The sequence below is a fragment of the Anaerobacillus sp. CMMVII genome (genome assembly GCF_025377685.1).
Classification (GTDB): domain Bacteria; phylum Bacillota; class Bacilli; order Bacillales; family Anaerobacillaceae; genus Anaerobacillus.
This window is the reverse complement of the sequence record NZ_JACEHK010000019.1, coordinates 27,294-41,767: the sequence shown is the minus strand read 5'-3', so window position 1 is coordinate 41,767 and position 14,474 is coordinate 27,294. Positions and strand designations below refer to the sequence as shown.

15 protein-coding genes are annotated in these 14,474 nt (G+C 37.1%); 1 reads left to right on the top strand and 14 read right to left on the bottom strand.

Annotated elements, in window-relative coordinates; all coding sequences use genetic code 11:
* Positions 1 to 197: 197 nt before the first annotated feature.
* The 3 genes from H1D32_RS24545 to H1D32_RS24535 all read right to left on the bottom strand — a co-directional run bounded on the left by H1D32_RS24545 (position 198) and on the right by H1D32_RS24535 (position 3,412).
* Positions 198 to 1,337 carry a DEAD/DEAH box helicase gene (locus tag H1D32_RS24545; protein WP_261180793.1) on the bottom strand — a complete coding sequence of 380 codons (1,140 nt, stop codon included), beginning with the start codon at positions 1,335 to 1,337 and terminating at the stop codon, positions 198 to 200.
* 399 nt (positions 1,338 to 1,736) lie between these two features.
* The gene (locus tag H1D32_RS24540; protein WP_261180792.1) at positions 1,737 to 2,906 is read right to left on the bottom strand and encodes an aminotransferase; all 1,170 of its coding nucleotides are present in this window, start codon (positions 2,904 to 2,906) and stop codon (positions 1,737 to 1,739) included.
* On the bottom strand, positions 2,903 to 3,412 hold the full coding sequence (locus H1D32_RS24535; protein ID WP_261180791.1) for an Lrp/AsnC family transcriptional regulator: 510 nt from the start codon (positions 3,410 to 3,412) through the stop codon (positions 2,903 to 2,905). The genes H1D32_RS24540 and H1D32_RS24535 overlap by 4 nt, the downstream gene beginning before the upstream one ends.
* A gap of 151 nt (positions 3,413 to 3,563) precedes the next feature.
* Between H1D32_RS24535 and H1D32_RS24530 the strand changes: the two genes are divergently transcribed.
* A complete protein-coding gene (locus H1D32_RS24530; protein ID WP_261180790.1) occupies positions 3,564 to 4,115 on the top strand; it encodes a cysteine hydrolase family protein in 552 nt (183 codons plus the stop codon).
* Between the two features lie 262 nt (positions 4,116 to 4,377).
* Here the strand turns inward: H1D32_RS24530 and H1D32_RS24525 are convergent, their stop codons facing one another.
* The 11 genes from H1D32_RS24525 to H1D32_RS24475 form a co-directional block, all read right to left on the bottom strand.
* The gene (locus tag H1D32_RS24525) at positions 4,378 to 5,862 is read right to left on the bottom strand and encodes a transposase (RefSeq protein ID WP_261180789.1); all 1,485 of its coding nucleotides are present in this window, start codon (positions 5,860 to 5,862) and stop codon (positions 4,378 to 4,380) included.
* A gap of 16 nt (positions 5,863 to 5,878) precedes the next feature.
* Complete coding sequence (tnpA, locus tag H1D32_RS24520) at positions 5,879 to 6,280, bottom strand: IS200/IS605 family transposase (protein WP_261180802.1); 402 nt, start codon at positions 6,278 to 6,280, stop codon at positions 5,879 to 5,881.
* Between the two features lie 588 nt (positions 6,281 to 6,868).
* On the bottom strand, positions 6,869 to 7,150 hold the full coding sequence (locus H1D32_RS24515) for a ferredoxin family protein (RefSeq protein ID WP_261180788.1): 282 nt from the start codon (positions 7,148 to 7,150) through the stop codon (positions 6,869 to 6,871).
* The gene (locus H1D32_RS24510; protein ID WP_261180787.1) at positions 7,150 to 8,445 is read right to left on the bottom strand and encodes an FAD-dependent oxidoreductase; all 1,296 of its coding nucleotides are present in this window, start codon (positions 8,443 to 8,445) and stop codon (positions 7,150 to 7,152) included. Before H1D32_RS24510 ends, H1D32_RS24515 begins: the two co-directional genes overlap by 1 nt.
* Positions 8,438 to 9,469, bottom strand: a complete 1,032-nt coding sequence (locus tag H1D32_RS24505; RefSeq protein ID WP_261180786.1) for an electron transfer flavoprotein subunit alpha/FixB family protein — start codon at positions 9,467 to 9,469, stop codon at positions 8,438 to 8,440. Before H1D32_RS24505 ends, H1D32_RS24510 begins: the two co-directional genes overlap by 8 nt.
* 1 nt (position 9,470) lies before the next feature.
* Entirely contained in the window at positions 9,471 to 10,295 is an 825-nt protein-coding gene (locus tag H1D32_RS24500; RefSeq protein ID WP_261180785.1) for an electron transfer flavoprotein subunit beta/FixA family protein, read from the bottom strand.
* Positions 10,296 to 11,444: 1,149 nt separating this feature from the next.
* Entirely contained in the window at positions 11,445 to 11,915 is a 471-nt protein-coding gene (locus H1D32_RS24495; protein WP_261180784.1) for an S-ribosylhomocysteine lyase, read from the bottom strand.
* A gap of 239 nt (positions 11,916 to 12,154) precedes the next feature.
* Positions 12,155 to 12,415, bottom strand: coding sequence for a DUF3006 domain-containing protein (locus tag H1D32_RS24490; RefSeq protein WP_261180783.1), 261 nt, complete (start codon positions 12,413 to 12,415; stop codon positions 12,155 to 12,157).
* Between the two features lie 146 nt (positions 12,416 to 12,561).
* Entirely contained in the window at positions 12,562 to 13,347 is a 786-nt protein-coding gene (locus H1D32_RS24485) for an ABC transporter permease (protein WP_261180782.1), read from the bottom strand.
* On the bottom strand, positions 13,344 to 14,252 hold the full coding sequence (locus H1D32_RS24480; RefSeq protein WP_261180781.1) for an ABC transporter ATP-binding protein: 909 nt from the start codon (positions 14,250 to 14,252) through the stop codon (positions 13,344 to 13,346). The genes H1D32_RS24485 and H1D32_RS24480 overlap by 4 nt, the downstream gene beginning before the upstream one ends.
* Complete coding sequence (locus H1D32_RS24475; protein ID WP_261180780.1) at positions 14,252 to 14,446, bottom strand: PLD nuclease N-terminal domain-containing protein; 195 nt, start codon at positions 14,444 to 14,446, stop codon at positions 14,252 to 14,254. The genes H1D32_RS24480 and H1D32_RS24475 overlap by 1 nt, the downstream gene beginning before the upstream one ends.
* Between the last annotated feature and the right edge of the window lie 28 nt (positions 14,447 to 14,474).

The window sequence follows — 14,474 nt, the reverse complement described above, 5'->3', positions numbered from 1 at the left end:
GGGGATTTGGTACTTTTCTTACAAAGTTCATTTTCAATTTGATAGAGCCCATCTATAATTATGATTAAATTTGAAGTGTAATTTTACGCTTTTGCTAGATTAATCTTTTAAAACAACCTATGCCAGACCCAGTGAAGCCAAAAAGATGGCACTAACATATAGTTAGTACCATCTTCTCTTTATGCCATTTATTAATACTATTTGTCCGAGACCTTTCCAAATGCCAGTTCTTTTTCCGTCATTTTTAATCCTAATTTCTTTTGGAATTTATCAATGATAAAAAATTCCTTATGGGTTACTAGCGTAATAACTACACCTTTTTTCCCCATGCGTCCAGTCCTTCCGGCACGATGAACATATGCATCAGCGTCTACAGGTGGATGAAGATTAATAATATGGGTTACGTCGTCAACATCAAGACCTCTAGCTGCAACATCCGAGGCAACAATTACTTCAATTTCTCCCGTTTGTAATTGTTGTAAGACTTTTGCGCGCTGATGTTTATCACTGTCACTTGAAAGTGCGGCAGCTTTCATTCCTTTAAATAAAAACTTCTCAGTTGTTTCAGCTACTTTATCCAAGTGGTTAACAAAGATGATCCCACGTTTAATTTTCAAACTATGCACAAGTCTTCTGGCAACATCAATTCGCTCACGGTCTTCACATTTCAAAAAGGCATGTTCTACTTTTTCAGTCTCAAGTTTCTCATCGCTAGACACCAAAGTGACGGTGCCACGAATAAGCGTTTCGATATCATCCAATAAACTCCCTGGAATTGTCGCTGAGAAGAACATATAGTTCGTTTCTTTATCCATTCGTTTTGATATCTCCACAAATGATTGTCTCGTTTCGCGCTCTTGCAGCATTCGATCTGCCTCATCAACCACTACCATCTTACATTGATGAATCTTCAACTTTTTTTGTTGAGCTAATTCTAAAATTCGTCCCGGAGTTCCAACAATGATTTGTGGTTTTTGTTTTTTAAGCTTCTCAAGTTGCCTTTTAACATTTGCACTCCCAATAAAAACATCTATTTGGAAATTCGTTTCAGCCACTAGCTCCTCCATGACACGATAAATTTGCATCGCTAATTCATGGGTTGGAGCTAGCACCATTCCTTGTAGCTCTTTATTGTTTTCATCCATCTTTGTCAAAAGAGGCAGTAAATACGCTAACGTTTTTCCAGAACCTGTTTTTGACCTACCAACAACATTGTTACCCTCTAATATCTTTGGGATAGCTTCACTTTGTATTTGTGTCGGGGTTGTAATCTGCATTTTTTCTAATCCTTTTTGTAAAAAAGGAGCAAGTTCGAACTGCATAAATCCATTTTCCATTGCATTCACCTTTCAATCCGTGGTTTCAATCTACTTGTTACTATACCTAAAACTTCACTAAGAAACAAACGTAATTAAAAATTGGTAACTTTCCATTCTCTATCTTTTCAAAAATTTTAATAAAACATGAATAAAATCATTTTTTGAGGAAAAGATATAGATGTATACAATTTAGTATTCCCCCTATTTAAAGACGAAACTCAATAGAGTTTCGTCTATTTTTTTTTGATAAGTGTTTCAGCTCTATTTAAAGATGACAATTCCCCTTAGAGTTTCATCTATTTTTTTGTAAGCTGAAACTTTGAAGGAACTTTCAGCAAGAAATATCATTAAAACTCGACTATTTTCTAAACTTAAAATCATAAAACGACTAGCTTTTAAGCTAGTCGTTTTTAGTTGCTATAAGTTTTTCATAAACCGTTCAATCCTCGTTACTGCTTCTTTTAGGTTATCTAAGGAAGTAGCGTATGAGCATCTTATATGACCTTCTCCTCCGCTACCAAAGACATTTCCTGGTACAACAGCTACTCGTTCAGATAGGAGCAGTTTTTCAGCAAATTGTTCTGAAGTAAGACCTGTTGTTTTTATAGAAGGAAACGCATAAAACGCACCTCCGGGGTTGTGGCAAGGAAGACCAATTTCTGCAAATGATTTTACAATAAAGTTACGGCGTTGCTTGTAGCTTTGCACCATCTTTTTTACATCATCCATTCCATTTTGCAGCGCTTCAATTGCCGCATGCTGAGCCATTGTAGATGCGCACATCATCGTGTATTGATGAATTTTCAACATCGCACTCGTGATATCACTTGGTGCTGTTACAAAACCTAAACGCCAACCAGTCATCGCAAAGGCTTTTGAAAAACCGGATATAATAATCGTTCTATCTCTCATACCAGCAATATTTGCAATACTCGAGTGTTCCTGGTCATAGGTCATTTCAGCGTAGATCTCATCCGAAAGAACGAGTAAGTCATGCTCTTCAACAATTTTGGCTATCGCTTCGAGTTCAGCCTTAGACATTGTTGAGCCTGTCGGATTATTAGGAAAACTAAGCATAATTGCCTTCGTCTTAGGGGTAATCGCCTTTCTGAGTTGCTCAGGCATTAACCGAAAGTTTGTCTCAACCGTTGTTCCAACGGGTATAGGCTTACCTCCAGCTAACGTGACTAGTGGGGCATATGAAACAAAGGTAGGTTCAACGACGATGACTTCATCACCAGGATCTACAATAGCCCGTAAAGCAATATCTAACGCTTCACTAGCGCCGACAGTTACAATGATTTCGTCTTTTGGATGATATGACAATTGAAATTGTTTCTCTAAGTAATTCGCAATTTCGACGCGGAGCTCCAGCATACCAGCATTTGCTGTATAGGCTGTATATCCTCTCTCTAATGAGGAGATACAGGCTTCACGTACTACCCAAGGTGTGATAAAGTCCGGCTCTCCAACTCCTAAAGAAATAATGTTATCCATCGATGAGGCTAAATCAAAAAATCTACGAATCCCTGATGGTTGGATTGCGTTAACTAGCTTTGAAGTTCTTCCTTTTGTGCAAGATGTCATGGAGTAATCACGATCCTATGATCTTCTTCACCATCACTAAATACAACTCCATCATGCTTGTATTTTTTCAATTGAAAATGAGTAGTTGTCGAGATGACTGAATCTAGAGTTGAAAGCTTTTGTGAAACAAAACTAGCTACCTCATTCATTGTCTTTCCTTCAATCACGACAGATAGATCATAGGCACCAGACATTAAATAGAGGGCTCTTACCTCGGGAAAACGATAAATTCGTTCAGCCACATCATCAAACCCTACGCCACGTTTCGGGGTTACTTTCACATCAATCATCGCCGTTACTGTTTCTGCACTTGTAATTTTTGGCCAATCGATAACGGCTGAGTAGCCTAATATGACCTTTTGTTCTTCTAATTCCTTAATAATGGCCTCAGTTTCTTCAACAGACAGATCAACCATTTTTGCCAATATCTCAACAGAAATCCTTGCATTTCCCTCAATCAAATGTAGAATTTCAAGCTTTTTTTCCTTCAAGAGAAGTCCCCCCATATCAACAACTGAAAATATTTTATGCAGAATATCATACCATAACCAACGACTAAATAATATTTCTATTCAGAAATTTTAAACCTTAATTTTTCACTGGAAAAATAGATGAACTTAGTATTTATTGTAAACAATAAAACCAGGAGGGATTTTTTTGAAACAAAAAGAAAACACCGCTCTATTACTGATCGATGTCGTGAATCATTTTCAATTCGATGATGGTGAGAAACTATATGAACAAACAATACCAATTGCGCAAAACATTGCTAACTTAAAAAAACGGGCAAACAAACATAAAATACCAGTTATTTACGTTAACGATAACTTTAAGAATTGGCAGGCAGACTTTAAAGACCTTGTCTTGGAATGTTTAAAGGAAGATAACGTTGGAAAAGAGTTTGTCGAGTTATTAAAACCTGAAAAAGGTGATTACCATATCCTAAAACCTTCTTACTCTGGATTTTACGCGACACCGCTGCATTTGTTGCTTGAGTATCTAAATGTTAAGATCGTCATCATCACAGGTATTGCCGGAAACATGTGTGTGCAATTCACTGCCAATGACGCTTTCATGTTAAAATACAAGCTTCATATTCCTTCTGATTGCCTGGCATCAAACACGATAGAGGCAAACAGAGCTGCCCTAGAACAAATGGAAACTGTTCTCAAGGCTGATACGACCCCTTCTCATCTTATAAACTTCTGATAACTCCCACCCCTGAAGGAGTGGGGTTCTAAGATACATAAAAACATGGAACCTTAATAGATTCTAGTACACTTCTTAATAGCACCCTTATCTTTCCTTGCGGAAAGAGTTTCTGCCAAAACACTGGTGTACGTTCTCCTAGAACATTAACGGACGTATTGCGTATAGCAAGGCACTTCTCTCAACAAGCCTTAAAAGACTCTTGATGTGCTTATCGTTCCGACTTCTCTTGGGCGTTATCACGACCAATCAGGTTTGTATTTTACGCGACAAACCACCGCAATGTTTTGTTTGATGATTGTTTTAGTCGTGCAATCTCACGTTCGTGCAACTTAACAAAGTTATCCCATTGCGCATTGCAAAGGTCCACATCAACAGAATTAAGAGTTTCATTTGTGTTACCTATTAAAAAAGCACTATATAAATCGCGTTGGATGACAAGTTCACCAAAATCATTCCAACGCTCCGAAAGTTGTTTTTTGTTGTATTCGTTAGTTATATGATTGAACTGACTTGCTTTTGTAGCATAAGTATCTATTTTCTTAATAGACCGTCCCAGATACGCAAGTTTTCGGTCAATGATTGTGAGTAGCATGGCAGGAGCACGGTTCGCAATTGATTTACCAAATCGTTTTTTACGATTGATTTTTCCGTTCTTCTTATTTCTACTAGTGTTTTTCGCGCGTTTTTGCAGTGACTGAAACCGCATGGTTTCTACTCGAATATCAGAACCGAGAGTTAGAATATCATTTGCTAAAATTTCGTGCGCTGTTTTTCGTTTAATAGTGATTTTTCGATATAATTCTTTTCGTTTTTGACGCATTTTTTTGTATTGATTGGAATAGTACCAGGTTAATTTACCTTTCTTAACTGTTCTATTGATTTTGAAATTATTAGGATTAGTAGTTCGTTTCGAACGGTCCATTTTGCGTTGAATGCGACGAAGGTCTCTTTCATCGGTATTACATTCTGGTGCAAGTTCACGAAGTTCCACCTTATCTTCTGAACTAATTGCAATAGTTGATGTACCAATGTCGATACCAATTCGTTTGGTTTCATCATCAGCAACCTCTCGGTTGCGTTTTTTAGGTGGGTATCCTTCTTGAACGAGTTGTACATAGTATCGAACCTTACCACGGACTTCACGTTTTAGAATGCGTACATATTTTGTCTTATCCAATAGAGCTAAATGAGCATATTCATCGTCGACTTTCGGTTCAATAGGCATACAAAGCCATTTTTTCGGTTTAGGATTTTTCTTTGTTGGTTTATCTCCCCAAAGAATATTTCCATCCAAATATCGCAACCCAGTAGAATTGGATTTGTTTTCAACAGAAATATCATCATGAAATGATTTAAAATGAACTCTTTTCGCTTTACCATAATGAAGTTTCTCGACTGCCTCAAAAGCCCTAGTAGCAAGCTTTTGCGCTTCTAAACTACCAATGTTCTCTTTGAATTTTTGTTGAACCGATTTTACAAAATGATGCATTCTATATTCAGAAAAACCAAAGGTTAACCGTATTTCTGCTAGTTGCTTGTCACGTTCTTTTGATTTAGGCTCGCTAAGGAGAAAACGATATTTTTTATCTAATTTTACAGTTTTGTGTCTTTTAAGAGCTTCACCTAGACAAGAATTGTAGACCACTCTAGCGATCTTGAATCTCTTTTCTAAACGGTTCTGTTGCCAAACGGGTATGTGCAAAGGGAACTCAATTGTATAGCTTGGTGTACTTTTTCTTGTCATAGGTTTGAACTCCTTCCTATTGTCGTTTTTTTTGATTTTCAACGTATTGTTTAATTGTTTCACTCGATACGTTTCCTGCGGTAGATACAAAGTAGGATCGCGTCCATAAGCTAGGCAAATGTTGAAGGTGAGGGAATTCCTCTCTTAACTTTTTTGAAGTCACTCCTTTAATTTTTGCCATAATATCAGCAGGACTAAGTGTTGGTAGTGCATTTAGGAACATGTGTGTATGGTCTTTATCGCATTCTAATGCAACAATGATTATCTCTAAATCGGCACATATTTCTCGCACCAACTCTTTAAAACGTTCTTCTACATTTGTTTGTAGGAATATTTTCCTTCTATATCTAGGACAAAATACAAAATGATAGTTAATTAATGAGACAGTTGTGTTTGTTTTTCTATAATTATTCATAATAATATCGTATCAGTTTATCTTTTTAACTGCAACGGAAATTCAGAAAAAGAATTAAACTTTCAAATACTTGAAGCACCACAAACCTTCGGTTTACCAGTGGCACTCCGTATTTGACTTCACTTTCATCCCACACCTGAAGGAGTGGGCTTTCCCGTTCAGGAAAGGCTGTAAAAAAAAGCTGTTTTCATAAAGTTTGTTGCTTAAGTAAACACTAAGATATCACTACTTATTTAGTAAGCATTGCTCTTTTCTTACTTATTCTACTTGGTCAATTCTTCATCTAAGTTTTTTTTTTATTATTTCGGTTAAAAAGTAACAAGTTTTTTTGTGCGACGAGTAACCGCAGGAGCAAGTTTTTTTGTGCGACGAGTAACCGCAGGAGCAATGTTTACGAAAAGAGCCTAAAAAAACGAACTTTTTTATTGGCAACTTAGTCATTTTACACTATAATGATAGTATAAATACGAATATGTTTACTAATGTGAAAGTATATTCGGTTATACTTTAGCCGTGTATCTAAAGTATAAAAAACCCCAAGGAATTCGTGGTTCCCTGAGGTTTACTATTTTGTCTATAAACAATTATCTATTAGGCTAAGCGGAAAACGATGCCGTGACCGCCTAATGGATACTCCCATTTGATGTTATCATTTGGACAGCCGATACGACAGCTTCCACACTCATGGCAACCTTCATAGCCTACAAACATTCTGTCGCCTTCCCATTTGTATACATCTCCTGGACAGAAGAGTGTGCAAATTTGTCCTTCGCATTCAGTCGCACATTTTTCATGATTTAAAATTGTTAAGTGTGACTTTTTGTCTGCTTTATAACGGACGAGATACTGTTTTTCTTCAATTGTTTTAGCCATTATTTCATCACCTTCCAAGCTTGATACATATCTTTAACAACGCCTAACTTGCCTCGGCCTGCTGTGAAGGATTGCATAATTTTCGCTTGCTTTTCACGTTTAGGTGTGCCGTCAATTGTAAAGAATTGGCTAGCTGCACGATTCATTAACGGAATATACTCATTTAGATATTGAGGATTTGCCTCAAACGTATGAGTAAGATCCTTGTATTTCTTTAAGTCTTTCCCAATAAAGCTATCATAGATGCTTGTGCGATAAGAATCTAAGCCAACTTCAGAGAAATCATTGTTTTGCTTAGCTTTAATAATGGCTTCTGCTGCCATTTTACCAGAAGACATCGCCATGTTTGATCCTTCACGGTGAATAGCATTTACTAGTTGCGCTGCATCACCAATAACAAGAACTCCGTTGCCTGTTAACTTCGGAATTGCATAATACCCACCTTCAGGAATTAAGTGAGCTAAATACTCAGCTGGCTCGCCATCATGAATATAAGGACGAATCATTGGATGATTTTTCACATACTCAAGTAATTCATAAGGTTTAACTTTCGCACGGATCATTCCAGAAAGTGTCGTTCCTACACCGATGTTAATGCTATCTTTATTTGTATACAAGAATGCAGTTCCTAATTGGCCTTGGGTTGCATCTCCAAAAATTTCAACTGAACAACCTTCATTTCCTTCTAAACCAAAACGGTCGTTAATCTTACCTTTTGGCATATTCAATACTTCCATAGCACATAGAGCTACTTGATCTGGCTTAAATTCTTTATGGAAGCCTAAAGATTTAGCAAGTAATGAGTTAACCCCATCTGCTAATACGACAACGTCAGCATAGATGTCTCCATCTGGACGGTCAGTACGAACTCCCACTACTTTTCCACCTTCAACAATACACTCTAAAACAACGGTTTCATTAATTAATAATGCGCCTTGCTCAACAGCCTTTTTGGCAAACCATTGGTCAAACTGTGCACGAAGAACGGTAAAGTTATTGTAAGGTTCTTGAGCCCATTCTTTGCCTTTATAGCCCATAGACACCATTGATTCTTTTTCTAATAACCAAAAGCGCTGCTCAACGACTGGTCTTTCAATCGGTGCTTCCTTCCAAAATTCAGGAACGATTTCCTCCGTTTGCTTGCGATACAATATACCACCCATAACGTTTTTAGATCCAGGATATTCACCGCGTTCGATTAGTAATACTTTTAAACCATTTTTAGCACAAACATTTGCACAAGCTGCTCCTGCTGGGCCCGCTCCTACGACGATTACATCAAATTTTTCAGGCATGGACTTTGACACCTCCGACTTCTTTTAATGCTGCTTTAAACTCTTCTGTTAGAAGTGGTACGATTTCAAATAAATCACCGACTAATCCATAATGGGCAGCGTTAAAAATTTGCGCTTCTGGGTCGTTGTTAATGGCAACGATCGTTTCAGAGTTATTCATTCCAACAACGTGCTGAACAGCTCCAGAAATACCTATGGCAAAGTAGAGTTTCGGAGTCACTGTTTCACCAGTTTGCCCAACTTGATGAGCATGACCAATTAGTCCAGCTTCAACAACGTCACGACTTGCACCAACTGTTGCGTTAAGAACATCAGCTAAGTCACAAACGAGCTTAAAGCCCTTTGCATCCTTTACTCCCTTACCTGCAGCAACAATAATTTCAGCGTCTGCTAAATTTACCTTTTTGCTCGTATCACGAACAATCTGTAAAACTTTTGTTCTTAAGTCTTCTTCTTTTAACGTAATTGTTTCTTCAATCACTTCACCTGTACGACCAGGTTGTGGCTCTAACGCCTTCATTACTTTCGAACGAACCGTTGCCATTTGCGGACGGTGCTTTTTACAAAGAATAGTAGCCATGATGTTTCCACCAAATGCTGGGCGGCTTGCTTCAAATAAACGCTTATCTAAATCAATATCAAGCATTGTTGTATCCGCAGTAAGACCGGTCATAACTTCTGTCGCTACCGCACTAGCTAAATCTTTCCCGTTAGCAGTTGCACCATATAAGAAAATTTCTGGCTTATACTTTCGAACAAGATCCCCTACTGCCTTCATATAGGTTTCAGAACGGTAATCTTTCAGAATTGGGTCGTCGATCATATAGACCTTATCCGCGCCATACTCAAAAAGTTCTGCAGGAATTTCTTTCACATTCTCACCTAGTAGTACTCCACAAAGATCAACCTCAAGCTTATCAGCTAAAGCACGACCCGCTCCAAGTAATTCTAATGAAACTCCAACAACATTACCTTCAATTTGTTCAATAAATACCCAGACGCCTTTGTATTCTTCAATGTTCATATTACCTACCACCTTTCTGTTCAAATAGCTCACGTTTTTCAAGAACTACTGAAACAAGTTGCTTTACCTGTGACTTTGCATCGCCTTCAATTAGCTTTGCTCCTTCACTTTTTGCAGGTGGCCACATTTTCCCTACGATTGTTGGAGAACCTTTCATACCAAGCTGATTCATATCAACATCATCAAGATCTTTAACCATCCAAACCGTTGGCTGGTATCTAGCAGCTTTTATCATATTAGGCATAGGTGAATAAGAGACTTCGTTTATCTCTTTTTCTACTGTTAGTAAACAAGGAGTTTGTGATTGAATAATTTCATAGCCGTTTTCAATTTTACGGCGAATTTCAACCTTTCCTTCTTTAACATCTACATTCTCAATCTTAATAACATTTGTTATTGGTGGAATGGACATACGACGTGCAATACCAGGACCTACTTGACCTGTATCACCATCAATTGCGTGCTTTCCACATAAAACTAAAGAGATCGGTTCTTGCTTTTGGATTTTTTCAATCGCCTTTGTTAGAGCGTAACTTGTTGCTAATGTGTCTGCTCCTGCAAAGGCCCTGTCAGAAATAAGAATACCTTCATCAGCACCAATTTCAACACACTTCTTTATCGCATTCACAGCTTGAGGTGGTCCCATTGAAAGAACTGTAACCTTTCCACCGTGTTGTTGTCTCAAACGTACCGCTTCTTCAACTGCATGAGCATCATAAGGATTTAAGATAGCAGGTGCACTTGAACGATCTAGCGTGTTCGTTTTTGGGTTAACTTTAATAATCTTTGTATCTGGTACTTGCTTAATACAAACGACTATATGCATTGACTCACACTCCTAACGTGTACTTACCTTATTTAATATATTTAGTTGTTTAATGAATTTCATCATCCATTATTTTCGCTATTATGTTCTATATGTAGTTGCGTAAAACCATTCGTAACTGCATATAGTTTGATATAGCTTAATTAAGGAAATTCACTCTGTTAAATAAAGATTTTTTTAAAGCACTTCGGAAGCAAAAACAATGTTACTCTATACTACCAATCTAGTAATTAATTGATAGTACGAAAAGTTCGTGTTGTATAAGTAAGTTCAGTAGTTCACTTACTTTTTCATGTTGAAATTGATTGATCGATTGCTCATCAATCTAAACTGTGTTCCAATGTTCTGTGACCAATACTATATACGAGGGTCGTTAAAATCTCTCTAGCTGCTAACCTCCTCCCAGCCGTATAAATCATATTTTTTAATTAAACAGGAAGGAAAACAACAAGTCTTCCTTTCAGGGTATGATTAAATATGTCAACCCCATGAAGAAATCGCTAGTATTCTAGTAAGTGCAATAAGATCATTCACTACCAATATTTACACTTAAAAGGCTACAAGACATTCAAAATTGGTTTTGTAAGCGATTACTTAGTTTATTTATACCAAATTTACTGCATTTCAACAACCATAAATTGTAGCGATTAACAGTTTTGCAAATATTAATCCTACATTTATATAATATTTTTTCAAAAACTCAGTTTCCAAACATCTCTTTTACAGCCTTAACCCCAATAAATAAGGTTTTATTAGTTTTAAAATATAATTGTTTAGAATAGGTGAAATTATGTCTATTTTGTGTACTTTTTATCATAGACCCTTTCTTCTCAATAACTTTACATAAAGCGTGAAGAACCTATTAAGAAAAGCGCAAGCGCCCTGGGAGCCCCGACAAGCAAATGTTCTTCGAGAAAAAAAGTGTGCTCTTTCACTTTTATTCTCGAAGGTTATTTGACCTCGAGGGGCTGGGCGGTGGAGCTAGACAGTTATTACGTTGAAATTTTACGCTTTCTTAAACTACAAAAAAGCTTTTTTTAAAATAAAAAAGGCTTCTAATCTTAGAAGCCTCTTTACTACTAGTCTTTTAACTTGTAAAAAATATGCCAAAAAACCTCTCTTTATTCGAGAAACTTAAACAATAGTGAACTAAAAAACAGTACGAAGTGTTTCCTTGTCATGATTAAGCCAAAACTTCATTAACCTCTTTGCTCCTTCTAAATCATGCAGTTTTGCTTGACCACACTCTTTTTCTGTTGCGGCTGGTACTACTTCTATTGAAAGGCTATATGTAAGCGCAGCCTCCATAACATCGATAACCTCATTAACAGCTGGTGCTCCACTCACAATCAAATAAAAGCCAGTTTGGCACCCCATTGGGGAAACATCAATAACATCAAAATGATCGTATTTTTCTGTAAAACGTCGGATATTTATCGCAAGTAAATGCTCAAGCGTATGTATTGCTTCAGGTTGCATTGCTTGTTTATTTGGTTGACAAAAGCGTAGGTCAAACTTATTCACAACACCATCAACTCCAACTTTATGGGTCCCACAATGTCTCACAAATGGAGCTTTCACAAGATTATGATCTAATTCAAAACTTTCTACTGAAGGCATTTTCGCATCACGTCCCTTTAAAATTACTTTATCACATTAATATTATAAAGTATTCGAAATCGTTTGTCTATTTAGAAAAGCGCAAGCGACCTAGGAAAAAGGATACTTTTTTCCCCGTTTAGCCCCGACAAAAGCTACTGACCTCGTTCAAAACATGTGTTACTTCTAGAGTTACTACTTGCAGCTTTTCCTCGGGGACCTAAAGAAATAAGCAGGCTTATCCACGCTGAAACCTGCTTTTAGTTTCGTTTAAAATTGCTTCGCTTTCGTGATTTTAGTAAATTCATTTTATCCGTAATTTGTGCCTGCTGAATAGCGGTTTCATTCGGTAAATTTATCACATTAACAATAGTGCCATTTAAGAGTTCAACCTCGACAATACTACCTTCTCTACTATCTGCTGGTAACTTGTCTATTGGCACATTATGCTCAACTTCTTCCTCTCCTACTAGAATAACTGCCCATTTGCTATCAACAATTCGATCGATTACACCCTTCACAATTAGCCTCCTCAAACAATTAGATACATCATCATCTTTCCCAAAGACCGTTTTCATCATCAGTTTTAATTTCACCTTAGCACCACTGTACGAAATCCTGCTTCGAAAAAGATTTTCTAGTATAATTTTTTTGTTAAACCAACCAACTAACTAACCAACTCTTTCTTTTTAAACAATTGAATAGTTACTAGTAAAAGAATGACTATGAGGGAAATTGTTACTGCTAGGTTTAACCAAAAATGGTCAGCACCACTACTTGTTAGCAAGATTGAATTACTATGAGTCGATAAACGAGCTGGGCTCCAGTACATCACCTTACTAAAGAGGCTAGTTATGATTGAAAGAAGCATCGTTGTTCCTAGAGTTAAGAATGCAATTGCCCCAATACTCTTCATTATTGAACTAAACAACAAGACAAGAGTCATGATAAATGTGAGCCAAATTGCGTAAACACCTGCTGCCACTAGCATATCTACCACTACAAATTCCCCCATTAGTATGTACGTGTAGTAACCAGAAAACAAATAGCCAAGAAAAAAGCTTGCGATCGCAAACAGGGAGATACTTGCCCATTTTGCTGTGATATAGGACGTAAATGAAACTGGCTTAACTAGGATCATCACATATGAGCCAGAGCTCCGTTCACTCGAAACAACCCCCATTGTCGCTAGTACTAAAATTAAAATACCTATTTGAGAAAACTGTCCTAAGGTAGCCATTAATACTTCTGGAGCGGTTGGTACAGGGATTTCAAATACAGCACCTTCAGGTAAACCTCCCAATTTTTCAAGTAGTTCAGGAAGATAGTAAGAGGTAATTGGTTGCATCATACCTAATATCAAAAAGACGAGTGGTACCCAGATCCATTTGAAATTTTTCAACATTTCCTTTTGTTCTTTTGAGAATAGAATTAACCACTGTTTCATTTTCATTTTTTCGCCACCTTTAAGAAAAGATCCTCTAAAGAGGTTCTAACAAGCTCGAACTTCCGAATTGGAACATTTACATTTCCAAAATAGGTTAAGAGTTCTCTTCTTGCAGTATCCACATCTGTGACTGTTATCGTTAATGATTTAGATGAATTCGATACTATCTCAGAAACAAAAGGGTATTGTTCTATCGTCGAAATCCAATCCTCTAATTCCTTTTCTCCTTCAATATAGATCGTTGGCTGCTGGTGTTCTGTTTGCAATTCTTCTAGCGTTCCCTTAATAGCCATTTCGCCCTGCTTAATGATATAGATATAATCACAAATCTCTTCGGCATCGTGAAGAACATGAGTCGAAAACAAAATGGTTGTTTTCTCTTTTAACTTCTTCATCAAGGTCAGTACTTCTCTACGCCCAATTGGATCTAGCGCTGACACTGGTTCATCTAGAATGAGTAGGAGTGGATCATTAATTAACGCTTGGGCAATCCCTAGACGTTGTTTCATACCACCAGAATATCCACTTATTTTTCGTTTTTTTGCCTCTGCTATTCCAACAAGTTCTAATAATTCATCAGCCTTCATTGACGCTTCTTTTTTAGATAATGATGCTAGTTGACCTACATATTGTAAGTATTCCTTCCCTGTCATCCAACCATAGAAAACTGGATATTGTGGCAAATAGCCAATGTACTGACGGAAATCTTCACTAGATGCCCCAGAAAAAGAAATTGATCCAGCAGTTTGTTTCATAATTCCAGCTAACATACTTAATGTAGTTGTTTTCCCCGCACCGTTTGGTCCTAATAAAGCCGTACAAATGCCTTTTTGCAATTCTAGGTCCAAGTGGTTTACGGCAACGTTACTTTTAAATTTTTTCGTTAAGCCAGTAATCGTTACTAATGCCATCAATCTGCCCTCCTTCCGAACAAGAAGTAAGCTATTGGTCCAATCATGCTAAAAAGGATAATAATAAAGATCCACATGACTTTTGATCCATTCGTCTTTTCAATTCTCACACAATCGATAAGAGCAATAATCATTAATATAAGCTGAATGACAATAATTGGGGCAATCAATGCCCAGTTAATGGTTAAATCCATTACTCCACATCCCCTCATCATATATAAA